21 protein-coding genes are annotated in these 23,764 nt (G+C 67.4%); 5 read left to right on the top strand and 16 right to left on the bottom strand.

What is annotated here, in order from left to right; translation table 11 throughout:
- Window positions 1-2: 2 nt before the first annotated feature.
- A complete protein-coding gene (locus tag AruCF_RS05705; RefSeq protein WP_049072487.1) occupies window positions 3-782 on the bottom strand; it encodes an SDR family NAD(P)-dependent oxidoreductase in 780 nt (259 codons plus the stop codon).
- A gap of 217 nt (window positions 783-999) precedes the next feature.
- On the opposite strand from AruCF_RS05705, the gene AruCF_RS05700 reads away from it, so the two are divergent.
- From AruCF_RS05700 to AruCF_RS05685, 4 genes are all read left to right on the top strand, one after another.
- The gene (locus AruCF_RS05700) at window positions 1,000-1,398 is read left to right on the top strand and encodes a cupin domain-containing protein (RefSeq protein WP_049072486.1); all 399 of its coding nucleotides are present in this window, start codon (window positions 1,000-1,002) and stop codon (window positions 1,396-1,398) included.
- A 79-nt stretch (window positions 1,399-1,477) separates the two neighbouring features.
- The gene (locus AruCF_RS05695) at window positions 1,478-2,689 is read left to right on the top strand and encodes an ABC transporter substrate-binding protein (RefSeq protein ID WP_049072485.1); all 1,212 of its coding nucleotides are present in this window, start codon (window positions 1,478-1,480) and stop codon (window positions 2,687-2,689) included.
- Window positions 2,686-3,450: an SDR family NAD(P)-dependent oxidoreductase gene (locus AruCF_RS05690; RefSeq protein WP_049072484.1), complete on the top strand. Its 765-nt coding sequence runs from the start codon at window positions 2,686-2,688 to the stop codon at window positions 3,448-3,450. The genes AruCF_RS05695 and AruCF_RS05690 overlap by 4 nt, the downstream gene beginning before the upstream one ends.
- Before the next feature lie 14 nt (window positions 3,451-3,464).
- Window positions 3,465-4,301: an IclR family transcriptional regulator gene (locus AruCF_RS05685; protein WP_049072483.1), complete on the top strand. Its 837-nt coding sequence runs from the start codon at window positions 3,465-3,467 to the stop codon at window positions 4,299-4,301.
- Here the strand turns inward: AruCF_RS05685 and ppa are convergent, their stop codons facing one another.
- From ppa to metE, 13 genes are all read right to left on the bottom strand, one after another.
- Window positions 4,302-4,832, bottom strand: coding sequence for an inorganic diphosphatase (gene ppa / locus AruCF_RS05680; protein ID WP_049072482.1), 531 nt, complete (start codon window positions 4,830-4,832; stop codon window positions 4,302-4,304).
- Window positions 4,833-4,860: 28 nt separating this feature from the next.
- Window positions 4,861-6,480: a heme biosynthesis HemY N-terminal domain-containing protein gene (locus AruCF_RS05675; protein ID WP_049072481.1), complete on the bottom strand. Its 1,620-nt coding sequence runs from the start codon at window positions 6,478-6,480 to the stop codon at window positions 4,861-4,863.
- Window positions 6,481-6,485: 5 nt separating this feature from the next.
- Entirely contained in the window at window positions 6,486-7,679 is a 1,194-nt protein-coding gene (locus tag AruCF_RS05670) for a uroporphyrinogen-III C-methyltransferase (RefSeq protein WP_049077585.1), read from the bottom strand.
- Between the two features lie 37 nt (window positions 7,680-7,716).
- Window positions 7,717-8,529, bottom strand: coding sequence for a uroporphyrinogen-III synthase (locus tag AruCF_RS05665; protein ID WP_049072479.1), 813 nt, complete (start codon window positions 8,527-8,529; stop codon window positions 7,717-7,719).
- Window positions 8,529-9,473 (bottom strand): hydroxymethylbilane synthase, encoded by a 945-nt coding sequence (hemC, locus tag AruCF_RS05660; RefSeq protein ID WP_049072477.1) that lies wholly within the window; start codon window positions 9,471-9,473, stop codon window positions 8,529-8,531. Before hemC ends, AruCF_RS05665 begins: the two co-directional genes overlap by 1 nt.
- Before the next feature lie 9 nt (window positions 9,474-9,482).
- Window positions 9,483-9,605: a hypothetical protein gene (locus AruCF_RS30125; protein WP_049072475.1), complete on the bottom strand. Its 123-nt coding sequence runs from the start codon at window positions 9,603-9,605 to the stop codon at window positions 9,483-9,485.
- On the bottom strand, window positions 9,592-10,311 hold the full coding sequence (locus AruCF_RS05655) for a TerC family protein (RefSeq protein ID WP_049072474.1): 720 nt from the start codon (window positions 10,309-10,311) through the stop codon (window positions 9,592-9,594). The genes AruCF_RS30125 and AruCF_RS05655 overlap by 14 nt, the downstream gene beginning before the upstream one ends.
- 104 nt (window positions 10,312-10,415) lie before the next feature.
- Window positions 10,416-11,114 (bottom strand): TerC family protein, encoded by a 699-nt coding sequence (locus tag AruCF_RS05650; protein WP_049072473.1) that lies wholly within the window; start codon window positions 11,112-11,114, stop codon window positions 10,416-10,418.
- A gap of 247 nt (window positions 11,115-11,361) precedes the next feature.
- Window positions 11,362-12,243, bottom strand: a complete 882-nt coding sequence (gene sucD / locus AruCF_RS05645; RefSeq protein ID WP_006388410.1) for a succinate--CoA ligase subunit alpha — start codon at window positions 12,241-12,243, stop codon at window positions 11,362-11,364.
- A gap of 25 nt (window positions 12,244-12,268) precedes the next feature.
- The gene (sucC, locus tag AruCF_RS05640) at window positions 12,269-13,429 is read right to left on the bottom strand and encodes an ADP-forming succinate--CoA ligase subunit beta (protein WP_006388409.1); all 1,161 of its coding nucleotides are present in this window, start codon (window positions 13,427-13,429) and stop codon (window positions 12,269-12,271) included.
- 10 nt (window positions 13,430-13,439) lie between these two features.
- Entirely contained in the window at window positions 13,440-14,042 is a 603-nt protein-coding gene (locus AruCF_RS05635; protein WP_049072472.1) for a DUF2889 domain-containing protein, read from the bottom strand.
- 142 nt (window positions 14,043-14,184) lie between these two features.
- Window positions 14,185-18,156, bottom strand: a complete 3,972-nt coding sequence (locus AruCF_RS05630; protein ID WP_083036574.1) for a Pls/PosA family non-ribosomal peptide synthetase — start codon at window positions 18,154-18,156, stop codon at window positions 14,185-14,187.
- A gap of 166 nt (window positions 18,157-18,322) precedes the next feature.
- Window positions 18,323-20,620 (bottom strand): 5-methyltetrahydropteroyltriglutamate--homocysteine S-methyltransferase, encoded by a 2,298-nt coding sequence (gene metE, locus AruCF_RS05625; protein WP_049072469.1) that lies wholly within the window; start codon window positions 20,618-20,620, stop codon window positions 18,323-18,325.
- A gap of 181 nt (window positions 20,621-20,801) precedes the next feature.
- On the opposite strand from metE, the gene AruCF_RS05620 reads away from it, so the two are divergent.
- Entirely contained in the window at window positions 20,802-21,719 is a 918-nt protein-coding gene (locus AruCF_RS05620; RefSeq protein ID WP_049072468.1) for a LysR family transcriptional regulator, read from the top strand.
- A gap of 57 nt (window positions 21,720-21,776) precedes the next feature.
- Here the strand turns inward: AruCF_RS05620 and recX are convergent, their stop codons facing one another.
- Window positions 21,777-22,514 (bottom strand): recombination regulator RecX, encoded by a 738-nt coding sequence (recX, locus tag AruCF_RS05615; RefSeq protein WP_049072467.1) that lies wholly within the window; start codon window positions 22,512-22,514, stop codon window positions 21,777-21,779.
- A 101-nt stretch (window positions 22,515-22,615) separates the two neighbouring features.
- Entirely contained in the window at window positions 22,616-23,680 is a 1,065-nt protein-coding gene (gene recA / locus AruCF_RS05610) for a recombinase RecA (RefSeq protein ID WP_049072466.1), read from the bottom strand.
- Window positions 23,681-23,764: the final 84 nt, after the last annotated feature.

Below are 23,764 nucleotides of genomic sequence, written 5' to 3'. Positions count from 1 at the left end.
TCCTACATGCGGGCCAGCAGGCCGCCGTCGATCGCCAACACGTGGCCGTTGACGAACGAAGCCCCCGGCGAGGCCAGGTACACCACCGCCGGCGCGATGTCCTCGGGCGTGGCCCACCGTCCCACCGGCACCGCCGTCGACAGGAACGACTGGAACTGCGGATTGTCCTGCAGCCCCTGGGTGAAGTCCGTGCGCACGAAGCCCGGCGCCAATGCGTTGCAGGTGATGCCCTGACCGCCATACTCGACCGCCAGCGCGCGGGTGAACGCCGCGATGGCGCCCTTGGCGGTGGCATAGGCGGCGATGTTCGGCATGGTGGCCTGACCCGCGACGGAGGACATCAGCACGATGCGGCCAAAGCCGCGCGCCGCCATCCCCGGCAGCACGGCGCGGGCGCAATGGAAGGCGCCATTCACGTGCACGTTCTGCAGCGCCTGCCATTCGGCGGGCGCCATCTCGACCACCGGTTTGCGGTTCTGGTTGCCGGCATTGCTGACCAGCACGTCGACGGCCACGCCATCGGCATCCAGTCGCGCCACCGCGCGTTCGACGGCGGCGCCGTCGGCCACATCGAACACCGCGCTGCGCGCGGCGATGCCGGCCGCGGCCAGCCGTTCGCAGGCGGCATCGCAGGCCGCCTGCGAAAGGTCGTTGATCACCACACCGGCGCCGGCCTGGCCCAGCCCGGCCGCGATGGCGAAGCCCAACCCGCGCGCGCCCCCCGTCACCAGCGCCGTGCGCCCGGCCAGCCCGAAGGTCTGACCCAGATAGTCCTGATTCACAGCTTGTCTCCTTGTTTTATCGGCGCCGGATCTCTAGCGGCATGCGCGCCGGGATGACTCCCTTGACGCGTGCTCCCCCTGGTCCGGCCCGTGTCGCTCCGCCATCCTTGGTGGAAAACGTGATTGACATAAATCTCAATATACGCGACTATTTTCAAACACTCAATAACAAGATTTTTAGTTTTTCTTCCATAACGAGTTTTGGCTAGGAGACATCATGGCCCTCGAAACCCCTGGCTGCCCTGCGGCCAACGCGCTGCCCCCACTGGCATCGCGCTTCCTGAAAGTGGATGAATTGCCCTGGAAACCCACGCAGGTCGAAGGCATCGACATGAAGGTGCTGATGCAGGACAAGGAGTCCGGCCTGCTGACCGCGCTGTTCCGCTGGCAGCCCGGCACCGAGCTGCCGCTGCATGAACATGTCGAGGTCGAGCAGACCTACGTGCTGGAAGGCTCGATCGTCGACGCCGAAGGCGAAGTGCGCGCCGGCGACTACGTCTGGCGCCCGCGCGGCAACCGCCACGTGGCCCGTGCTCCGCATGGCGCGCTGGTGCTGAGCTTCTTCCTGAAACCCAACCTGTTCATCGACGCCTACGCCGGCCAGACGCTGGAATAGGCACGCCCCGGCAAGACCCCGCGCGACCGCCCGGCACAGGGCGGCGCGCCAAGATACAAGCCCCCGAGGAGACAAAACCATGAAGATCCGTTTCAAGCATTGCCTGGCCGCCTGCGCGCTGGGCGCCGTTTCGCTGTCGGCCCAGGCCCAGGTGTCCGACGACGTCGTCAAGATCGGCGTGCTGGGCGACCAGTCCGGCATGATGGCCGACCTGTCCGGCAAGTTCGGCGTCGAGGCCGTGAAGATGGCCGTCGAGGATTTCGGCGGCAGCGTGCTGGGCAAACCCATCGAGGTGGTGTCCGCCGACCACCAGAACAAGGTGGACATCGGCGTCTCGATCGCGCGCCGCTGGTACGAGAACGACAAGGTCGACCTGATCCTGGACGTGCCCAACTCCGCCATCGCCCTGGCGGTGCAGGACCTGACCCGCCAGATGAAACGCGTGGTGATCTTCACCAGCGCCGGCTCGGCCGACCTGACCGGCAAGGCCTGCTCGCCCAACGGCATGCACTGGACCTACGACACCTACGCCTACGCCACCGGCGTGGCCAGCGGCGTCATGGAAGACGGCGGCAAGAGCTGGTTCTTCATCACCTCCGACTATGCTTTCGGCCACTCGCTCGAACGCGACGCCATGGCGGTGGTCAAGGCCAAGGGCGGACAGGTGGTCGGCAGCGTGCGCCACCCCATCGCCAGCGCCGACTTCTCGTCGTTCCTGCTGCAGGCGCAGGCCTCCAAGGCGCAGGTGATCGGCCTGGCCAACGGCAGCGGCGACACCATCAACAGCATCAAGCAGGCGTTCGAGTTCGGCATCATGGGCAGCAAGCAGCGCGTGGCCGCGCTCTTCATGAGCATCGTCGACGTGCGCAGCGTCGGGCTGGAATACGCGCAGGGCCTGAACCTGGTGGAGCCGTTCTACTGGGACCAGGACGACAAGGCGCGCCAGTGGTCCGAGCGCTACTTCAAGCGCACCGGCCGCATGCCGTCGATGGTGCAGGCCAGCAACTACAGCGCCACCATGCACTACCTGAACGCGGTCAAGGCAGCCGGCACCGATGCGTCCGAGGCGGTGCTCAAGAAGATGCATGACACCCCCATCAACGACTTCATGACCGAGAACGGCCGCATCCGCGAGGATGGCCGCGTGATGCGCGACCTGTATCTGTTCCAGGTGAAGAAGCCGTCGGAATCCAAGCGCGACTGGGATTACTACAAGCTGGTGCGCAAGATTCCCGCCGAACAGGCGTTCCGTCCGCTGGACCAGGGCGGCTGCGCGCTGGTGAAGCCATGAGCGGCGGCGCGCCCGGCCTGCTGGCAGGCAAGCGCGCCGTGATCACGGGGGGTGCCAACCCCCGTGGCATCGGCGCCGCCATCGTCGCGCAATTCCTGGCGCAAGGCGCCAGCGTCGCGGTGCTGGACCGCGATTACCCCGACCACGCCGACGCCGGCCTCGTCGGCGGCTGCGCCAATCTGCACTGCGACGTGTCGAGCAGCGCCTCCTGCGAGCAGGCCGTGGCGCGGGCGGCGCAGGCGCTGGGCGGCATCGACGTGCTGGTGAACAACGCCGGCATCGTCGCCGCGACCCGCATCTGGGACCTGCCCGAGGACGAGTTCCGCCGCATGATCGACGTCAACCTGACCGGCACCTACAACGTGACGCGCGCCGCCCTGCCCCACTTGCTGGAAAGCGAGCGCCGCCCGGCCATCGTCAACCTGGGCTCGACCGCCGCCCTGCGCGGCGGCGGCCTGCTGGGCGGTTCGCACTATGCCGCGTCCAAGGGCGGCGTCATCAGTTTCACCAAGGCACTGGCGCGCGAACTGGGCCCACGCGGCGTGCGCGCCAACTGCGTGGCGCCGGGCATCATCGCGACCGACATGACGCTCGGCAAATTCGGCGAAAATTGGGAACAAGAACTCAAACAGGGCATTCCGCTGCAACGCTTCGGCTCCCCGGCCGAAGTGGCGCAGGCCATTCTGTTCCTGGCCTCGGACCTGTCCTCCTACTCAACCGGCATCGTGGTCGACGTCAACGGCGGCTTCCACATTCACTAGGCGCATCAGCAGCAATGAGCACTCCCGATCGCATGTTGTCCATCCTCGACCTCTTCCGCGACGACACCACCGCCGCGTTCCAGGAGGACGTCATGGCGCATCTGGAGTGTTCGCGCGCCACCGCCTACCGCTATCTCAAGTCACTCACCGAAAGCGGCCTGCTGGCGCCGACCGCCGGCGGCGCCTACGTGCTCGGCTCGCGCATCATCGAGCTGGACCGGCACCTGCGCCAGCACGACCCGCTGATGCGCGCGGCCCGCGAGGTCATGCGCGCCACGGGCGACGAACTCAACGCCAACCTGATGCTGTGCAGCTACTACGGCGACAAGGTCATGTGCGTGGACCGCTACTGGACCGACCATTCCATCGAATCCAGCTACGCGCGCGGCCGCCCCTTCCCCATGTTCCGCGGCGCCACCGCCAAGCCCATCCTGGCCAATCTGCCGCCTTACCAGTTGCGCAACCTGATGCTGTGGCACGCCGCCGAGATCCGCGAGGCCGGCCTGGGCGATGACTGGGATGCGTTCCGCGCCAACCTCAAGCAATTGCGCGCGGCCGGCGTGTGCGTGTCGCACGGCGAGGTCGACCCGGGCCTGATGGGGATCGGCTCGGCGATCTTCACGCCCGACCAGAAGGTGGTGGGCAGCCTGGTGTTCATCGCCGCCGAGGCGCGCACGCCCGCCAAGCGGCTGGCGCTGCTGCAGGAACGCATCCAGGCCGCGGCGGCGCAGGTGACGCAGAATCTGCAGGGCCTGCAAGACAACGGCGCGGCGGCGATCGGCATCATGCCGTCGCGGCCGCGCCGCTTGAAGGCGCCCGCCGGTGCGACACCGGCGCGGCGCAAGGCCTGATCAGCCCTTGTTGTAGCGCTCGGCGCTCTTGAGGATTTCCTCGTGGGCGGCATCAACGCCCTTCCAGCCCTTGACCTTGACCCACTTGCCCTTTTCCAGGTCCTTGTAGTGCTCGAAGAAGTGCTGGATGCGGGCCGTGTCTTCGGCCGGCAGGTCTTCGTACGACTTGATGTTGCGGTACGGGGGGTAGAGCTTTTCGATCGGCACGGCCAGCAGCTTGGCGTCGCCACCCGACTCGTCGTCCATTTCCAGCACGCCGATGGCGCGGCAGCGCACCACGGCGCCGATCTGGATGGGGAACGGGGTCAGCACCAGCACGTCGGCGGGGTCGCCGTCTTCCGACAGCGTTTGCGGGATATAGCCGTAGTTGCACGGGTAGTGCATGGCCGTCAGCATGAAGCGGTCGACGAAGATCGCGCCCGATTCCTTGTCGACCTCGTACTTCACCGGGTCGGCGTTCATGGGGATCTCGATGATCACATTGAAGTCTTCCGGCAGCTTCTTGCCGGGGGACACGCGGTCATAACTCATGATTGAACCTTGTCAGTCTGAAAGAGGATCAAAGCGAGCCGTCGTCCTTGAACGGCGGCTTGGTGGTCGGGACCGGCACGGCGGCCGGCTTGGGCGTGGCCGGCGCAGGCGGCACGGCCGGGGCGGCGGGAGTGTAGGTCGGCACGGGGTTGTCGAACGCCGCCGCCGGAATCGGCGCGCTGTCGAAATACTCGTCGATGTCGGACGTGCCGCCCACCACCGGCGCGTCCTCGGGCGCCAGCGCGCGGGCCTGCTGCTCCTTGCTGGCCCGGGCATCCGGATCCAGCACGTAGTCCGAGGCCGACGCGGCCACCGCCGGAGGCAGCGCGGGATAGTCGCCGCCGATCTCGGCGTCGCCATCCGACAGGCCCACCGCGTAGCCACCCTCCGCGTCCAGATGGTAGGGATCCGAACCGGTATCCGCGGCCGGCAATGCCGCGTCGGCGGCCAGCACCGGCAGCGCCATGCTGGCGGCGGTTGCCAGGCGCCAGTGGCGCACCGCATCGGCCGGACGGTCGAGGCGGTCGTACAGGCTGCCCAGCAGCGCGTGGGTCTGGGCATCGCCACGGCGCGACAGGCTGCGCAGCAGATAGCGTTCGGCCTGCCCCCACAGCTGGCCATTCAGGCACAGCATGCCCAGGGCGGTCAGCAGGTCGGGATCGGTCGGGCGCTGCTGCAGCCAGGTCTCGGCCTTGGCCAGGCGGCGCGACACTTGCGCGGCGTCACAACGGGCGTAGGCCGCCACCAGGGCGGGATTGAACTTCACGGCAATGGCGGCCTCGAGCACCTTGGCGGCCTCGTTGGCCTCGCCCGCCGCCTCGAAGGCGGAAGCGCCGGCCAGCGCGATTTCCGGCAACAGCCGCTCCTCGGCCTTGAGATCCTTCCAGATGGCGCGCCAGGCGTTGTTGGCGGCGCCCGCCCGCAGGCGCGCGGCGCCGGCCACGTCGATCAGGTGGTCGCCTTCGCTGCGCGCCAGCGCGTTACGGCGCAACAAACCGCGGGCCAGCGTGAAGACCTGCTCGTCGTGGCGCAGGGCCGTGTGCGCGCGCAGCAGCAGGCGCATGGTGTGCAAGTGGCGCGCGCCGCCGTCGGCAAGCGGCGCCAGCACGGCCAGGGCGCGTTCGGCGCGGCCCTGGTCGAGCAGCATGTCGGCCGAAACCGTCGCGGTGGCTTCGACCAGGCCGGGATCGGTGCCAGCCTGTTCCTGCGCGGTCGCCAGCAGGCGGTCGCGGCGGTCGAATTCACCCAGGCCATGCGCCGCCCGCGCGGCCGACAAGGCGGCCAGCACGCGGCGGGTCTGCACCTTGGTCTGCTCGAGCAGACGGGTCAGGTCCTTCTCGGCGTGCGAGTAGCGCCCTTCCAGCAGGCCGATCCAGCCGCGCTCGAGCAATTCGTGATCGCGCGCCTGGGCGCGCTTGCCGCGCCAGGCGCGGACACGATCGGGAATGGCCAGCAGCCAGGCCAGCAGGCGCAGGCCCACATACAACACCACGAAGGCGGCCACGATCAGCAGCACGGCCAGCGTCAGCGACATCGAGATGCGCCACGGCCACACCAGCAGCAGCACGTTGCCGGAATGGGAACGCAGCACCACCGCCAGGGCGACGGCGATGACGGCGAGCAGCAGAGTCCAGAACCAGGTACGCATAGGCCTCAATCCTGGTCGCTGGTCTTGAAGCCGGCGGCGCGCAACGCGGCCACGGCGTTCAGGCTGTCGGACACATCGGGCATGCGCACGGCGATGTCGGTCTGCGCCAGTTCACGGGCCAGGTTCTGGGCCGCGACGGTGTCGGGGGACCGGTTGTCGAAATACTTGGCCAGCGTGGCGCCGATATTGTCGAGTTCGCTCTTCCAGACCGTCGGCTGGCGCATCAGCATGGCCAGTTGCACGGTCAGCAGGCGCTGGCGCAGCGTGCCACGCACCTGGTCAGCCTGTTCCGGCGACAGCAGCAGCGCGGCGGGCTCGTCGACGCGCTGGATGGTGATCAGCCCGCCCAGCTCATGGGCCAGGGCCGAACCGGCGCGGCCTGGCCAGGAGGCCACTTCGGCGCGCCAGCGTTGCCACCAGGGCGCGTCGGCGGGCAGCGCCGCCTGCGGATCGACCGCGACCGGCGCGGGCGTGGCGGGACGGGTCTCGCCGGCGGGCGCGATGCCGGGCGCGGCGGCGTCCGGCACCAGCAGCGGCGCCTTGCCAACCAGCGCGGTCAGGCGCTCGATGCGGGCCGACTGGGCGGGAATATCCACGGTGGATACGGCGCGCAGGCGGTCCAGGTCGCCATTGATGGCTTGTTGCAGGCTGGAGAAGCGTGGACGGTCGGCGCGGGCCAGGCGCGCTTGCGCCGTTTCCAGCGCGACGATGGCATTGGAGACGTTGCCGGCCAGGCGCAGTTGCTGGCTGCCGATGGTGAGCAGGCGCTCGACGTCGTTGGCCAGCAGCTCGTCGCTGGCGCTGTCGTTGAAGTTCTGCCAGGCCTGTTGCAAGGCGTTGTACTGGCTCTGGGTCTCGCGCACGCTTTCCTCGAGGTCGCCCAGGCGGCCAGCCTGGGCTTGCGCCAGGGCCAGGGCCTCACGGGTGTCCTTGCGAGCCTGCGCCACGTCGGCCGTCAGCGTGTCGAGGCGCGAAGCGACCTCGCGGCCCGCCGCGACGAACTGGGTGCGTTGCTGCCACAGGGCGTAGCCCAGGCCGACAGCCAGCAGGATGACGATGATGAGCGCGGTGACCAGAGGGCCACTGCCGCGCTTGGCCGGACGGGCCTTGACGGAATCGGCCGGGGCCGATGCGGGCGCGCTGGCGCCCGGGGCGGCCGCATGAACGGCCGGATCGGTAGCGGGAGTCTTGTCTGTCATGACGCGATTGTATTCGGTGTCCGTCCGAAGCAACGAATCAAGCAGCAACAAAAGCCTGGAAAATCGACTCGTCGTTGGGCAAGCAGATTTTTACCATTGCTGGCGGGCCCATGTCAGGCGCATGCCGCGGCAGGCGCCGGGCCAGTGAAGGATGGGTCACCACGAAGCCGCAGCGGCCCCACCAGTCGGCCAGTCCGGCCCCTCGCAGTTGCTCTTCCACCGCATCGGCGCCCTCGCCGCTCGTGATCAGCCAGGTGGCGGCCACGCCCTGCGCGGCCCAGCGCCGCAGGGGGGCGAAGGCGGATTCGTTCCATTGCGCGGGGCGGCGCACATAGGCCGCATGACGTGTCACGGCAACGCCATGTGCCTGCAGCCGGTCACCCAGCCAATCGCGCCCCTGCGTGCCGCGCACCAGCAAGACCCGTGCCGGCAGCCGTGGCAGACCGCAAAGCACCTCCCAGAGCGCCTCCGAATCATGGCTGGCGGCCTGGTCGCCGGGATGCAGGACTGTTGTATTCGCGCCAAAAGCCGGCAGCTCGCGCAGGCCCGCGGCACTGGCCGGGCCGACCGTGGCGGCCATCACGCCCGCCGGCCAGGGCGCCTGGCCGTCCGCCCGCGCCAGTTGATCGAGATAGAAGCGGGCGGCATTGCCGCTGACGAACACCACCAGATCGTAGTCCGCCGGCCGCGGCAAGTCGGCCGCGGCGACGGCCAGAGGCTGGATATCGAGCGCGGGCAGGATGCAGGGCATCCAGCCGGCCCCGCGCAGGCGGTCCGCCAGCGCCTCATTGCGACCGGCGGGCCGTGTCAGCACGGCCACGCGCGGCGCTTGGGCGATGGCCCCGTCCATCACTCGGGCGCGGAGTCTTGCAGCAGTTCGTCGAGAATGGCCTGGGCGCCGGCGTCGAACAGCTCGGCGGCGACCGCCTCGCCGATCGCCTGCGCCTGGGCCACCGGGCCACTGCCTTCGGCGCGCAGCATGCGCGTGCCGTCGGGCGAGGCCACCAGCGCGCGCAGGTGCAGGCCATCGCCCTCGATTTCGGCGTAGGCCGCCAGCGGCACTTGACAGGAACCGCCCAGCCGGCGCGACACCGCGCGCTCCGCCAACGCGATCGAGGTGGCGCCCGCATCGTTCAGCGGGGCCAGCCAGGCGCGCAGATCGTCGCGGTCGTCGCGGATCTCGATGGTCAGCGCGCCCTGCCCGGCCGCAGGCAGGCAATCCGCCGGATCGAGCAGGCAACGGATGCGGTCGGCCAGGCCCAACCGGTTCAAGCCCGCGGCGGCCAGCACGATCGCATCGTATTCATCGCGATCGAGCTTGGCCAGGCGGGTGTCGAGGTTGCCGCGCAGCGGCTTGACCACCAGTTGCGGAAAGCGCGCGCGGATCTGCGACTCGCGCCGCAGGCTGGAGGTGCCCACGACGGCCCCGGCCGGCAGGTCGGCCAGCGTGGCATGGCGATTGGAGACGAAGGCATCGCGCGGATCGGCGCGATCGAGGACGGCGCACAACTCGAACGGCGCCTGCAGATCGACCGGCATGTCCTTCAGACAATGCACGGCCAGATCGGCGCGGCCGTCGAGCAAGGCGTTTTCGAGTTCCTTGACGAAGAGCCCCTTGCCGCCCACCTTGGAGAGGGTGCGGTCGAGGATCTGGTCGCCTCGGGTCGTCAGGGTGAGGAGTTCAACCGCGCACGCAGGATACAGCGTGCGCAGCCGATCGCGCACATGCTCGGCTTGCCACAGGGCAAGCCGGCTGGCGCGGGTCGCGATGACCAAGCGTTGCGGTAGCGACACGTCGCGCCATCAAACGAAGTTTGAGACGATGACCGTCGCCACGACCCCGAGGATGGCCAGCACGAACAGGCCCTGCAGGAGGCTCAGGCCTGATTCGGTTTGCTGGGGATCGGCGGATCTACGCAGACTCATGTACGGATTCCTTGGAGGCGGTTTTGCGGCTTGCCAGCCACCGTCCAAGGACAACAACGAGCAAGGCGCCGAAGATTTCTACGCCGATTTTAACCGCAGTGGGCTGGACGCCGAATTGACCTTCGACAAACACGTCCGTGACCAGCATGCCGCCCGCGATCCAGCCCAGCAGCGCCGCGCCGAAGGTCACCACCAGCGGATAGCGGTCGATCAGCTTCAGCACCAGCGTGCTGCCCCAGATGATGATGGGCACGCTCACGACCAGGCCGAAGATAACCAGACCGATCTGATGATCAGCGTGCGCGTTCTGGGCCGCGCCGGCGATGGCGATGACGTTGTCCAGGCTCATCACGAAGTCGGCGATGATGATGGTCTTGATGGCGGCGATGATGGATGTGCCGCCCTTCACATTGCCATGGGCGTCATCCTCGGGCACCAGCAGCTTGACGCCGATCCAGACCAGCAGCAGGCCGCCCACCACCTTCAGGAACGGGATCGACAGCAGGGTCAGCGCGAAGGCGATCAGGACCACGCGCAGCAGGATGGCGCCGGCGGTGCCCCACAGAATGCCCTGCATGCGCTGCTTGGGCTCCAGGTTGCGGCAGGCCAACGCGATCACCACCGCATTGTCGCCGCCGAGCAGGATGTCGATGAGGATGATCTGGAATACCGCTGCCCAACTCAGCGTCTGGAAAAACTCAAGCAATTTGAACCCCCGAAGGCATTTATCAAAATAAAGGCCGGCCCCGTGCCGGCCAGCCCGCCGCCGTGGCGGCGGGCTTGGAACAACTTATTATTGTAGTTCAGCTTTCAGTCAGCTTTCTGGCGCAGAAGCAAAACTTTGCCGATCGCCAGGACCAGCACCGCGCCCAACGCGCCGCACATGAGCGCGAAGCTGTGCTGGGTCACGCCCAATGCCGCATCGATGCGCGCCACCGGCTCCTGCAGGGCGGGATCACCCACCAGCAATTCGCCGGCAATGAAGCCCAACAGCGCCGCGCCCACCCAGACGATGAGCGGGAAGCGTTCGATGACCTTGAGCAGCAGCGTGCTGCCGAAAATCACAAGCGGAATACTGATCGCCAGGCCCAGCACCAGCAGCGTGGTGTCGCCCATCGCCGCGGCGGCCACGGCCACCACATTGTCCAGGCTCATGACCAGGTCGGCGATCATGATAGTGCGGATTGCGGTCAGCAGATTGCCATGGGTCTTGCCGTCCCCCTCTTCCTCGCCTTCCGGCAGCAACAGGGTCACGCCGATGTACACCAGCAGCAGTGCGCCGATGAGCTTGAGCCACGGCAGCATCAGCAGCTTGGCGGCCACCAGCGTCAGCACGATACGCATGATGATCGCGGCGGCCGAGCCGATCACGATCGCTTTCTTTTGCTGCGCCGGCGGCAGCGAGCGCGCGGCCAGCGCAATCACCACGGCGTTATCGCCCGACAGCAGAATGTTGACCCAAATGATCTGGAGCAACGCTAACCAGAATGCCGCTGAACTGAGTTCCATACCTCTCTTTCCTAGGACGTGATCCCCCTAGGACAAACCAAATGAATGGGTGGAAAAGACAAAAAGACGTACTGACCGTCTTGGTGCGAGCCCGACGGCATTCTTGCTGGGTACGTGCAGAATTTCTTTCATTATAGTTTCGTTCAGCTTTCCGTATGTTTCGCCGGCCGCATCATGGACGCGGGATTTCCCTAGGCTGGAACGAAAAAAAGGCCCGCCGAGGCGGGCCTTCTTCATGCACACAACCTTACAGCACCGACTTGAGCAGCTTGCCCATTTCGGAGGGGTTGCGCGTGGTGCGGATGCCGCAGGCTTCCATGACTTCCAGCTTGGCGTCGGCCGTGTCGGCGCCGCCGGAGATCAGCGCGCCGGCGTGGCCCATGCGCTTTCCGGGAGGGGCGGTGACACCGGCGATGAAGCCGACGACCGGCTTCTTCATGTTGTCCTTGGCCCACTGGGCGGCGTTGACTTCGTCCGGACCGCCGATCTCGCCGATCATGATGACGGCGTCGGTGTCGGGATCGTCATTGAACATCTTCAGGACGTCAACGTGCTTGAGGCCGTTGATGGGGTCGCCACCGATGCCGACGGCGCTGGATTGACCCAGGCCCAGCTCGGTGACTTGCGCCACGGCTTCGTACGTCAGGGTGCCCGAGCGGCTGACGATGCCGATGCGGCCCTTGCGGTGGATGTGACCGGGCATGATGCCGATCTTGATTTCGTCCGGGGTGATCAGGCCGGGGCAGTTCGGGCCCAGCAGCAGCGTCTTGCTGCCCTTGGCCTTCATGCGGTTCTTGACTTCCAGCATGTCGCGGACCGGGATGCCTTCGGTGATGCAGATCACCAGATCCAGCTCGGCCTCGACGGCTTCCCAGATGGCGGCGGCGGCGCCGGCGGGCGGCACGTAGATGACCGACACGGTGGCGCCGGTGTCGGCCTTGGCGTCCTTGACCGACGCGAAGATCGGCACGCCTTCGAAGTCCTCACCGGCCTTCTTGGGGTTCACGCCGGCCACGAAGGCGGCTTTGCCATTGGCGTACTCGCGGCACATGCGAGTGTGGAACTGACCGGTCTTGCCCGTGATGCCCTGGGTGATGACCTTGGTGTCCTTGTTGATCAGAATCGACATTTGTGAATCCTTGGATTTTTTCTCTTTACTTGACGGCGGCGACGACGCGGGTGGCGGCTTCGGCCATCGTGTCGGCGCTGATGATCGGCAGGCCCGACTCGGCCAGCATCTTCTTGCCGAGTTCTTCGTTGGTGCCCTTCATGCGCACGACCAGCGGCACGTTCAGGTTGACGGCCTTGCAAGCGGCGATCACGCCTTCGGCGATGACGTCGCAGCGCATGATGCCGCCGAAGATGTTGACCAGGATGGCCTTCACGCTCTTGTTCTTGAGCATGATCTTGAAGGCTTCCGTGACCTTCTCGGCCGTGGCGCCGCCGCCGACGTCCAGGAAGTTGGCCGGCTCGCCGCCGAACAGCTTGATGGTGTCCATGGTGGCCATGGCCAGGCCGGCGCCGTTCACCAGGCAACCGATGTTGCCGTCGAGCTGGATGTAGGCCAGGTCGAACTTCGAGGCTTCGATTTCAGCCGGATCTTCTTCGTCCAGGTCGCGGTATGCGACGATTTCCGGGTGACGGAACAGGGCGTTGGAGTCGAAGTTGAACTTGGCGTCCAGGGCGATGATGTTGCCCTTGCTGTCACGGTTCAGCGGGTTGATTTCGACCAGCGAGGCGTCGGTGTCCATGTAGCACTTGTAGAGCTTCTGGAACACGTCCACGGCCTGGGCGGTCGAGTCGGCGGGCAGGCCGATCGCGTTGGCGATCTTGGTGGCTTGCTCGGCCGACAGGCCGGTCAGCGGATCGATATATTCGGTGACGATCTTCTCGGGAGTGGAGTGAGCCACTTCCTCGATGTCCATGCCGCCTTCGCTGGAGGCGATGAAGGCGACCTTCTGGGTGGCGCGGTCGGTGACCAGCGACACGTAGTATTCCTTCTGGATGTCGGCGCCGTCTTCGATGTACAGGCGGCGGACCTTCTGGCCTTCCGGGCCGGTCTGGTGCGTGACCAGCTGCATGCCCAGGATTTCGGAGGCGAGCTTGCGCACGTCGTCCAGCGAGCGCGCCAGCTTCACGCCGCCGCCCTTGCCGCGGCCGCCCGCGTGGATCTGTGCCTTGACGACCCAGACCGGTCCACCCAGCTTTTCAGCGGCAGCCACGGCCTCGTCGACGGAAAGAGCGGGAATCCCGCGCGGCACCGGGATGCCAAATTGCTTCAGCAGTTCCTTGCCTTGATACTCGTGGATTTTCATGTGTTACCTGTCAGGACGTATGAGAAAGAGAAGGTGAATCGGAGGTCGAATCGGCCGATGCCTCAGCGCTACCCCCGGTGTACCACTTGGGATAGTGCTCAGCCACCACCGGGCCGTCGGTGCTCAGGGCATGACAGCCGTCCAGTTGGAATGGACGCCGGTTCGGGTTGCTTTCCTGCCGCCGGCGGTTGGCCATGGTCTGCACCGCCGCGGTGGGAAGCACCTGCGACAGCTCGGTCATGTGCGTACAGCCCTCGACATGGCCGAAGCGCTCCTTGACCTGACGGCGGAACCCCTTGAGCAGGTTCATGCCGACCAGGTCAGCGTAGGCGGATTCGATGGCCATGCAGTGCTCGCCGTAGGGAGCGGCATCATAGACGGCCCGCGCGGCCACGATGGTGAAATCGCCATCGATGGTGATGCGCAGGTGCATATGGTGGATGGGTTGCCCCGCCTTGAACATCTCGCCGTCGCGCTTGGGAAAATCGTACGCCTTGACGTCGATGAGCTCGGCTTCCAGGTCCCAGTTGCCGTCATCGCGCGCATACGACTGCACGCGTATGGAACGCGTGTGCAGCGGCTGGCGAGGACAATCCGGCGGTGGCAAGGGCATGCTTGGGGCCTGCGGGGCAGAGACGGCCGGCGCATGGTGCGCGGCAACAAAACCTTCAAAGTATAGCGCAGCCCGCCCTGCCCCGACCGTCAAAATGCGCGCCGCGCCCGCCCCGGCGGCCGGCGGGCGGGCGTCCGCCGGCTCAGCGCCGCGTCCACGGCGTGGCCGGGCTGCCCATCCAGGCCTGCCCGGCCGGAATGCTCTCTCCCTTGAGCACCAGGGTCAGCGGCCCCAGGCGGGCGCCGTCCTCGACCCGGGTGTCGTACAGGATGGTGCTGCGCGGGCCGACGTTGACGCCATTGCCGATCCGCACCGGCCCGATTTTCATGACGCGGTCTTCGAACAGGTGAGTCTGCGGACCCGACCAAGCGTGCATGACTGAATCGTCCCCAATTGATACGCAGTCGTACTCGGTGACATCGGTGGTATCCATGAACACACGTTTGCCGATGCGCGCGCCCATGCAGCGCAGGGCCAACGGCAGCCAGGGCGTGGCGCGCAGGAAGTTGAAGAAGTTGGGCACCGCGATGGATTCGTACAGGCTGGTGACAGCCTCGCTCTTCCAGACGAACGGCGTCCACATGGGCTCGGCGCGCGGCCGGTAACGGCCGATCAGCAGCCACTTCAGCAGGATCAGGAACAGGAAGGTGCCCACCCCGTACAGCACGCCCGCCAGCATCAGCTCATCGAACGCCGCCACGAAACCGTCGCGCACCGCGATCGGGATGACTTTCATGACCGTCAGGTAACCCACCGCGATCACCACCGCCAGCGGCAGGATCATGCGCATCAGCTCGACCGCGCCGCGCGCCACCTTGCGGCCCAGGCTCGGGCGGAAAGTCAGGTGCTCGGGAAAGCCGGCCGCCTGTTCGCGCGCCGGCAGCGCCAGCGGCGGATTGCCGAGCCAGGTCTGGCCGCTGGCCATGCGGGCGTTGGCCGGCGCCCGGCTCTGCACGCCGATCAGCACGTCGTCGGGCAGCACCGAGCCGTCCGGCACATAGGCGCCGTTGCCGACAAAGCTGCGGTTGCCGATGAGGGTGGGCCGCATGGTCATCCAGCCGCGATCGACTTCCTCGTCGCCCAGCATCACGCCGTCGGCGATGAAACTGTCGCGGCCCAGCGTCAACATGTCCGGCACGATGCCCATCGCGGTCGATATCTCGGTGCCGCGCCCGACCTTGGCGCCCAGCAGGCGGTACCAGGTGCCGGCGTAGATCGATGCGTACAACCCGTGCAGCACGCTCAGGCTGGACTCCTGGATCTGGTTGGTCAGCCAGCGCCGCAGGTAGATCTGGCCATACACCGGCCACCGGCCGCTGGCCAGACGCGGCAGCAAGGTCCAGCGCAACAGGGCGGACACCAGCACCGTCAGGAACAGCAGCAAGGCGCTGGCCGGCAGCGCCAGCAACAGGTAGACCAGGAACGCGTACGGCCAGGATACGCGCGACCCCATCAGGTCGAGCCAGCGCGCGTCGATCCAGTCGATCAGCACGAAGCTCGGGAACACCGGCATGAAGAACAGCGCCGCGATCAGCGTGCCGCCGGCCGCATAGGCCAGCATGTCCAGCCGCGCCCAGCGGCCTTCCCGCGCCGGGCGCTCGGGCAATTCTGGGGCCCGCGCCTGCGGGTCGTGGCGCGCCGGCGCGCCGGTCCAGATCTCGCCGGCGGCAATGCGGGCCCCCGCGGGCAGCGACGACAGCCCTTCCAGCCGGCCGTCGGCCTCGATCACGACATCGCCCTGCACCACCGCGTAGGAGCCGATGTAGGCATTCTCGCCCAGCGTGATGGGCGCGACTTCCCAATGCGCGCCGCGCACCTCGAAGTTCTCCAGGTTCACCGCGGCGCCGATGCTGGCGCCATCGCCCACCGTCAGCAGGTCGGGGGCGCGCACCGAAATGCGGCTGATGGCGGCATTGCGGCCGATGCGCGCGCCCAGCGCCCGCAGGTACCAGGCCTGCAGCGGCGAGCCCGCCAGCAGGTACGCGGGCGGGATGTCGAGGATGCGGTCGACCAGCCACCAGCGATAGAAGGTCCAGCCATAGAGCGGATAGCGGCCCGCCTTGAGCCGGCCCAGGATGCCCCACTTACAGACCACCGCGACGCCGAAGCTGAGCAGGTTGCAGGCCAGGTAGCTGGCGATCGACAGGGCCACCGCGCGCCACACCGAATCCCCCTCGTCGCCAGTGAAGTAGTGATAGGTGAAGAACGGCGTCAACCAGATCAGCATGCGCACGCCGATCAACAGCGGCAACACCGCCAGTTGCGCCAGGCCACAGGTCCAGCGGCGCCATTCGGGCGCGCGTTCGATCGGCGCCTGTTGCGCCGGCGCCGCCGCGGCCGCCGATTCGGCCGCCAGCGCGTCGAGCCGCGCCGCCAGCGCGCCCAGCACGGAATGCTGGTAGAGCTCGTGCATGGTCAGCGCGGAAAACTGTGGATGCTTGCGCAGCGAAGACACCAGCCGCGCCGCCAGCAGCGAATGGCCGCCCAGGTCGCGGAAGAAATCGCTCGCCAGCCGCAGCGGCTGCCCCGGGAACAGCGGCCGCAGCGCCTCGAACAAGGCGTGTTCGGCGGGCGAGACCGGGGTGTCGTCCTCGCCGCTGGGCTCGGACGCGGTGGCCAGTTCGCGCGCCTTCAGGGCCTTGCGGTCGATCTTGCCCGAGGTCAGGCGCGGCACTTCGGCCACCAGCTCGAATCGGGCCGGAATCATGTAGGCGGGCAGTTCGGCCGCCAATGCCGCGCGCAGCGTGTGCGGGTCGAGCCGGGCATCGCCTTCCGGCGTCAGGAACGCCACCAGTTGGTCGATGCCCGCCAGGTCGCGCAGCACCACGGCGGCCGCGCCGACGCCGGCCTGCCGGTACAGCGCGGCTTCGATCTCGCCCAGCTCGACGCGAAAGCCACGCACCTTGACCTGGTCATCGCTGCGGCCCAGGCACTGGATCTGGCCATTCTCGTCGATGCGCGCCAGATCGCCGCTGCGGTACATGCGGGTGTCATGTTCGCCGCTGGGGCGCGGATTGGCCAGGAACTTCTCGGCCGTCAGTTCGGGCCGCCCCAGATAGCCGCCGGCCACGCCGGGGCCGGTGATACAGAGCTCGCCGGTCTGGCCCTGCGGCAGCACGGCGCCGTCCTCGCCGCGGATCAGCATGCCGTAGTTGGGCAGCGGCGTGCCGATGGTCACGGGCTGGCCCGGCAGCAGCTCGGCCAGGCTGGCTGATACGGTAGTCTCGGTGGGACCATAGGTATTGAACAGGCGCCGTCCGGGCGTGGCCCAGCGCTGCACCAGGAACTCCGGGCACATCTCGCCGCCCAGGTTGACGATGCGCAGGCCAGGCACGTCGCGCGCGAACAGCGCCAGCAGTGTCGGCACCGCGTGCAGCACCGTCACGCCCTCGCGCACCAGCGCGTCGGGCAGCGCCTCGGGATCGGTGGTCAGCATCTTGGGCGCCACCCAGAGCGTGGCGCCGACCAGGTAGCTGATCCAGATTTCCTCGAACGACATGTCGAAGGCGACCGAGAAACCCTGGTAGACCTTGTCGCCATGGCGCACGCCCAGCACTTCGTTCTCGCTGCGCAGGAAATGGCAGATGCTGGCCTGGCTGATCGGCACGCCCTTGGGCTTGCCGGTGGATCCCGAGGTATAGATGACGTAGGCCGGATGTTCCGGCAGCAGGCCGTCGCGCCGGCGCAGCGCCCCCTCGACCGGCACCGACAACTGCCAGGTGGTCCAGGTGATCATGCCGTCCAGTTGCACCTCGCCGCCGGCCACCAGCCCGCGCGCGCCGGCGTCCTGCAGGCAAACCAGCATGCGGTCGGGCGGCGTGTCGGATTCGAACGGCAGCCAGGCCGCGCCCGCCTTGGCGATGGCGGCCTGCATCACCAGCAGATCGTCGCCGCGCGGCAGGCACAGGCCGACGATATCGCCGGGACGCACGCCAGCCTCGATCAGGTGGTGCGCCGCCAGGTCGGCCCGGCGCCCGAGCGCCTCGTAAGTCAGGGATTGATCCAGCCAATGAATGGCGATGGCGGCGGGATACCGCAGGATCGTGGCTTCCAGAATATCGGGCAGCGTCTCCGCTCGGAGCAGATCCGGCCGATAGGGGCCTTGAAGAATCATAGGTACGGCGACAATCCGGCAGAAGGGATGTTTGCGTATTGACCCACAAGGCGCGAAATCGTTCAAGCCCGGACGCAAAAAACCCCTGTGGTGTGCATCCCGCGCGCAACACAGGGGTTCCGGATTGCCGGCCCGGGCAAACGCCCGACCGGCCGGCCGCCTCGCGTCAGGCGGCCTCGCGCAGCGCGCGGGCGGCTTGCACCATGCCGATCAGCGCCGCTTCGGTTTCCGGCCAGGCGCGGGTCTTCAGGCCGCAATCCGGGTTCACCCACAGGCGCTCCTTGGGCAGACGGGCGGCGGCTTTGCGCATCAGGCCGACCATCCAGTCCACCTCCGGCACGTTGGGCGAGTGGATGTCATAGACGCCCGGGCCGATGTCGTTCGGATAGCGGAAGTCCTCGAACGCCTTGAGCAACTCCATGTTGGAGCGCGACGTTTCGATCGTGATCACGTCCGCGTCCATGGCGGCGATCGATTCGATGATGTCGTTGAACTCCGAATAGCACATGTGCGTGTGGATCTGCGTCTCGTCGCGCACGCCGGCGGTCGCCAGGCGGAAGCAGTCCACCGCCCAGTCCAGGTACGCCTGCCAGTCGGCGCGGCGCAGCGGCAAGCCTTCGCGAATGGCCGGTTCGTCGATCTGGATGACGCTGATGCCGGCGGCCTCCAGGTCCACCACCTCGTCGCGCAGCGCCAGCGCCAGCTGGCGGCAGGTCTGTTCACGCGGCTGGTCGTCGCGCACGAACGACCACTGCAGAATGGTGACCGGCCCGGTCAGCATGCCCTTGACCGGCTTGTCGGTCAGCGACTGGGCGTACGAGGACCAGCCCACCGTCATCGGCGCGGGCCGGGCCACGTCGCCGAAGATGATCGGCGGCTTGACGCAGCGCGAGCCGTAGCTCTGCACCCAGCCGTTCTTGGTGAAGGCGAAGCCGGCCAGCAGCTCGCCAAAGTATTCCACCATGTCGTTGCGCTCGGGTTCGCCGTGCACCAGCACGTCCAGGCCGACCTTTTCCTGGAAGCGGATCACCTCCTCGATTTCCTTGCGGATGGCGGTCTCGTAGCCCGCGTCCGTCAGCGCACCCGACTTCCAGTCGCGGCGCAGCGCGCGGATCTCGGCGGTCTGCGGGAAGGAACCGATGGTGGTGGTGGGATAGGCCGGCAGGCCCAGCTCTTGCTGCTGGCGCGCGATGCGGCCGGCGAACGGCGCGCGATCGCGCGACACGCTGGCCGAGGCCGCCATGCGCTGCGCCACGGCAGGGTTGTGGATGCGGGTCGACGCGCGGCGCGCGGCCAGGGCCGCGCGCTGCCTGGCCAGACCCTCCTGCACGCCGGCATCGGCCGCGCCGTCCAGCGCGCGGCCCAGCAGGCTCAGTTCTTCCAGCTTCTGCGCCGCGAAAGACAGCCAGCTCTTGAGTTCGGCGTCCAGCTCGGTTTCGTTGGCCAGATCCACCGGCACGTGCAGCAGCGAGCACGACGGCGCCAGCCACAGGCGTTCGCCCAGTTGCTGCCTGACCGGCGCCAGCGTGGCGAGGGCGGCGTCCAGGTCGGTGCGCCAGATGTTGCGGCCATTGATGATACCGGCGGACAGCACCTTGTCGGCGCCCAGGCCGGCCAACACCTCGGTCAGTTGCCCGGGCGCGCGCACCAGGTCCACGTGCAGGCCGGCCACCGGCAGGCCCAGCGCCGTGCCCAGGTTGTCCTTGAGGCCGTCGAAATAGGTGGCGATCAGCAGCTTGACCGGGCTGGCCGACAGCGTGGCGTACACCTGCTTGAAGGCGTCGCGCCAGGCTTGCGGCAGGTCCAGCACGAGGATCGGTTCGTCGACCTGCACCCACTCCACGCCCAGCTTGGCCAAGCGCGCCAGCACTTCTTCGTATACGGGCACAAGGTTGGCCAGCAGTTGCAGCTTGGCCGCATCGGCCGCGCCCTCGCCGAAAGCGTCGCCCTTGCCCTGGAACAGCCAGGTCAGCGGCCCCGGGATCACCGGCTTGACGGCGTGGCCCAGCGCCTGCGCTTCCTGGACCTGCTCGAACAGCGATTCACGCGCAATGCGGAAGGTCTGGCCAGGCACCAGCTCCGGCACGATGTAGTGGTAATTGGTGTCGAACCACTTGGTCATTTCGCAGGCGGCGGCGGGCTTGCCCGACGGGGCGCGGCCGCGTCCCATGCGGAACAGCGTGTCCAGCGAGACCGGCTCGTTGTCCTTCTGGCCGAAACGCGCCGGCACGGCGCCCAGCAGCGTGGTCCATTCCAGGATCTGGTCGTACCAGGCGAAATCGCCCACGGGCACGAACTTGACGCCAGCGTCGGCCTGCACCTTCCAGTGCCGGGCGCGCAACTCACGCCCCGTCTGCTCCAAAGCCTCGCCAGTCTGCTTGCCCGCCCAATAGGCTTCGACGGCGCGCTTCAGTTCCCGCTGGGCCCCAATACGGGGAAACCCCAAATTATGAATCGTAGTCATGGCAATCCCGTCATCAGACAAAATTTGTTCAAGTGCCAGCTATTCTGAAGCCAAACAAAAATGAATCAAAATCAATGTCTACATTTATAAGATGAAAAAACCTCATAAAATATAAGCTCATTGCCGCCCACCTCCGTGGCCAGCCCCGACCGTGCCGGTCTGCCTTTCCTATCGCCCTCCCATGCTGGAAATCCGCCATCTCGAAACCCTGACCGCCATCCGTGAAGGCGGCAGCCTGCAGGAAGCAGCCGATCGCCTGCACCTGACCCAGTCGGCCCTGTCGCACCAGTTGCGCGACCTGGAGACCCGGCTCGGCACGCCGCTGCTGAACCGCCGCACCCGGCCCGCGCGCCTGACCACCGCGGGCCTGCGCGTGCTGGCCCTGGCCGACGAGGTGCTGCCGCGCATGCGCGCCACCGAACGGGAATTGCAGCGGCTGGCCGCCGGCCGCACCGGCCGGCTGCACCTGGCGATCGATTGCCATTCCTGCTTCCAATGGTTGATGCCGTCGCTGGACGCATTCCGCGCGCAATGGCCCGACGTGGCGCTGGACCTGTCGGCGGCGTTCTCCTTCGCGCCCCTGCCCGCGCTGGTGCGCGGCGACCTGGACCTGGTCATCACGTCCGACCCGCAGCAACTGGACGCCGTCGAATACCTGCCGCTGTTCAAGTACGAACTGGTGCTGGCCGTGTCCGAATCGAATCCGCTAGCCGGCAGCAAGTTCGTCATGCCGGATCAACTGGCCGACCAGACGCTCATCACGTACCCGGTGGACAAGCAGCGCCTGGACATCTTCACGGCCTTCCTGGACCCCGCCGACGTCGAACCGGCCGCGATCCGCAAGGCGGAGCTGACGCCCATCATCGCGCAGTTGGTGGCCAGCAACCGCGGCGTGGCCGCCCTGCCCAACTGGGCGCTCACCGAATACATGAACCAGGGTTGGCTGCGCCAGTGCCGGCTGGGGCCGCAAGGCGTGTGGCGCACCTTGTACGCGACGGTGCGCAGCGAGGACACCGACGCCTCGTACATCGACGAATTCCTGACGCTGACGCGCGATGTCTGCTTCAAGACGCTGACCGGCATCAAGTCGGCGAAATAGGAAAAACAGGAAAAAGGGCAAGGGCGGGCCGGCACCGGCCTTCGCCGCGCGGCCCGCTCAGTCGTCGTCGCCGGCGCCGAGGATGCGACGGATGACGTCGTGCGCAAAGCCGCGGCTGGCCAGGAAGCGCGCCTGCTTGGCATAGGCGGCGCGGTCCTCGGGCCTGGCGCCGAAGCGTTTCCGCCAGACCTCGAGCGCGCGCTCGTATTCGGTGGCGCGCAATTGCTCGCGCAGCTCGGACACCTGGGCGTCATCCACGCCGTGCTGGCGCAATTCCTGCACGATGCGGGCCGCCCCCTGGCGCGACGCGCGGCGATGCACCAGGCTTTGCGCAAAACGCTCGGTCGACAGCCAGCCTTCCTTTTCCAGCGCGTCCAGCACGCGCTCGACCTCATCGGGGTCTTCGGCATGGGGCGCGAGTTTGCGCGCCAGCTCATCGCGGGCATGCTCGCGTCGCGACAGATAACCCACCGCGCGCATTTTCAGCGACGGCCCCTTGGGAGGCGTGCGGGGCTTGTCTTCGGATGTACGCGCGCCCTCGCCCGTATCATCGCCCTCGCCGTCCTTGCCACGCCGGCCGCGTCCGCTGGCCGCGCGCCGTTCGGAGCTGCGCTGCCACTGCGACGCCGGGGCGCTCGCGCCCTCGGGATCCTGGCCGGCCGCCGCGGAGGCTTCGGCAGCCCGCCGCAGGTCAGACGTGCGGCGCAGCCCCTCGGGCTTGGCCACGGTCTCGAATTCATCGTCCAGCCTGGCGCGCAGGCGATCAGCGGACGTGACGGGCGGTTTCCAGCTCATGCGCTTCCTCTATGTGCCAGCGGCAGGTCTCCCGGTAAGGGAGCCTGCCGCTGGCGGCCGGGCTGGCGAGCCCGGCGCTATCCGATGACGCGACGACGCGATTACTCGTCGCTGTCGTCTTCAGCGGTGGGCACGAATTCCGCGGCGCGGCTGACGATGCCCTGGTTCTCGCGGACCCGGTTCTCGATCTCGATGGCCAGATCCTTGTGTTCCTTCAGGTATTCGCGGACGTTGTCCTTGCCCTGGCCGATGCGGTTGCCGTTGTAGCTGTACCAGGCGCCAGACTTGTCCACCACATTGGCGGCCACGCCCAGGTCGATGATTTCGCCTTCACGCGAGATGCCGGCGCCGTACATGATGTCGAACTCGGCCTGCTTGAACGGGGGCGCGACCTTGTTCTTGACCACCTTGACGCGGGTTTCGTTGCCGACGACCTCGTCGCCCTTCTTGATTGAGCCGATGCGGCGGATGTCCAGGCGCACCGAGGCGTAGAACTTGAGCGCATTGCCGCCGGTGGTGGTTTCGGGGTTGCCGAACATCACGCCGATCTTCATGCGGATCTGGTTGATGAAGATGACCATGCAGTTGGTCTTCTTGATGGTGGCAGTCAGCTTGCGCAGCGCCTGGCTCATCAGGCGGGCCTGCAGGCCGGGCAGCGAATCGCCCATTTCGCCTTCGATTTCGGCCTTGGGCACCAGCGCCGCGACCGAGTCGACCACGATCAGGTCGACCGAGCCCGAGCGCACCAGCGCGTCGGTGATTTCCAGCGCCTGCTCGCCCGTGTCCGGCTGCGAGATCAGCAGGTCGGCCAGGTTGACGCCCAGCTTCGAGGCGTACTGCACGTCCAGCGCGTGTTCGGCGTCGACGAAGGCGCAGGTGCCGCCCAGCTTCTGCATTTCGGCCACGACCTGCAGGGTCAGCGTGGTCTTGCCCGAGGATTCCGGACCGTAGATTTCCACCACGCGGCCGCGCGGCAGGCCGCCGACGCCCAGCGCGATGTCCAGGCCCAGCGAGCCGGTCGACACCACCTGGATGTCATGCGAGACCTCGTTGTCGCCGTAGCGCATGATCGAGCCCTTGCCGAACTGCTTTTCGATCTGCGAGAGCGCGGCGGCCAGCGCCTTGGCTTTTTCCGAAGCGGCGGCCTTGGTGGTTTTGTCGTCCATGTAGTGTCCTGTCAGGTCTGGGTCTGTAACGTATCGGGGCGCGGCACGGGGTGTCGGTCAGCGCACGGGTTGTCGCAAGGGGTG

The organism is Achromobacter ruhlandii, assembly GCF_002082135.1.
Taxonomy (GTDB): domain Bacteria; phylum Pseudomonadota; class Gammaproteobacteria; order Burkholderiales; family Burkholderiaceae_B; genus Achromobacter; species Achromobacter ruhlandii.
This window is presented reverse-complemented; position numbering and strand designations above follow the sequence as displayed.

What these genes read in the sequence shown, in the direction of transcription:
- AruCF_RS05675 (WP_049072481.1), bottom strand. Translation starts at nt 6,480, where the DNA reads ATGCGTACCTGGTTCTGGACTCTGCTGCTCGCCGTCATCGCCGTCGCC.
- ppa (WP_049072482.1), bottom strand. Translation starts at nt 4,832, where the DNA reads ATGAGTTATGACCGCGTGTCCCCCGGCAAGAAGCTGCCGGAAGACTTC.
- recA (WP_049072466.1), bottom strand. Translation starts at nt 23,680, where the DNA reads ATGGACGACAAAACCACCAAGGCCGCCGCTTCGGAAAAAGCCAAGGCG.
- metE (WP_049072469.1), bottom strand. Translation starts at nt 20,620, where the DNA reads ATGACTACGATTCATAATTTGGGGTTTCCCCGTATTGGGGCCCAGCGG.
- AruCF_RS05665 (WP_049072479.1), bottom strand. Translation starts at nt 8,529, where the DNA reads ATGGACGGGGCCATCGCCCAAGCGCCGCGCGTGGCCGTGCTGACACGG.
- sucD (WP_006388410.1), bottom strand. Translation starts at nt 12,243, where the DNA reads ATGTCGATTCTGATCAACAAGGACACCAAGGTCATCACCCAGGGCATC.
- AruCF_RS05685 (WP_049072483.1), top strand. Translation starts at nt 3,465, where the DNA reads ATGAGCACTCCCGATCGCATGTTGTCCATCCTCGACCTCTTCCGCGAC.
- AruCF_RS05695 (WP_049072485.1), top strand. Translation starts at nt 1,478, where the DNA reads ATGAAGATCCGTTTCAAGCATTGCCTGGCCGCCTGCGCGCTGGGCGCC.
- AruCF_RS05620 (WP_049072468.1), top strand. Translation starts at nt 20,802, where the DNA reads ATGCTGGAAATCCGCCATCTCGAAACCCTGACCGCCATCCGTGAAGGC.
- AruCF_RS05650 (WP_049072473.1), bottom strand. Translation starts at nt 11,114, where the DNA reads ATGGAACTCAGTTCAGCGGCATTCTGGTTAGCGTTGCTCCAGATCATT.
- AruCF_RS05630 (WP_083036574.1), bottom strand. Translation starts at nt 18,156, where the DNA reads ATGATTCTTCAAGGCCCCTATCGGCCGGATCTGCTCCGAGCGGAGACG.
- recX (WP_049072467.1), bottom strand. Translation starts at nt 22,514, where the DNA reads ATGAGCTGGAAACCGCCCGTCACGTCCGCTGATCGCCTGCGCGCCAGG.
- AruCF_RS05690 (WP_049072484.1), top strand. Translation starts at nt 2,686, where the DNA reads ATGAGCGGCGGCGCGCCCGGCCTGCTGGCAGGCAAGCGCGCCGTGATC.
- AruCF_RS30125 (WP_049072475.1), bottom strand. Translation starts at nt 9,605, where the DNA reads ATGAGTCTGCGTAGATCCGCCGATCCCCAGCAAACCGAATCAGGCCTG.
- sucC (WP_006388409.1), bottom strand. Translation starts at nt 13,429, where the DNA reads ATGAAAATCCACGAGTATCAAGGCAAGGAACTGCTGAAGCAATTTGGC.
- AruCF_RS05670 (WP_049077585.1), bottom strand. Translation starts at nt 7,679, where the DNA reads ATGACAGACAAGACTCCCGCTACCGATCCGGCCGTTCATGCGGCCGCC.
- AruCF_RS05700 (WP_049072486.1), top strand. Translation starts at nt 1,000, where the DNA reads ATGGCCCTCGAAACCCCTGGCTGCCCTGCGGCCAACGCGCTGCCCCCA.
- AruCF_RS05635 (WP_049072472.1), bottom strand. Translation starts at nt 14,042, where the DNA reads ATGCCCTTGCCACCGCCGGATTGTCCTCGCCAGCCGCTGCACACGCGT.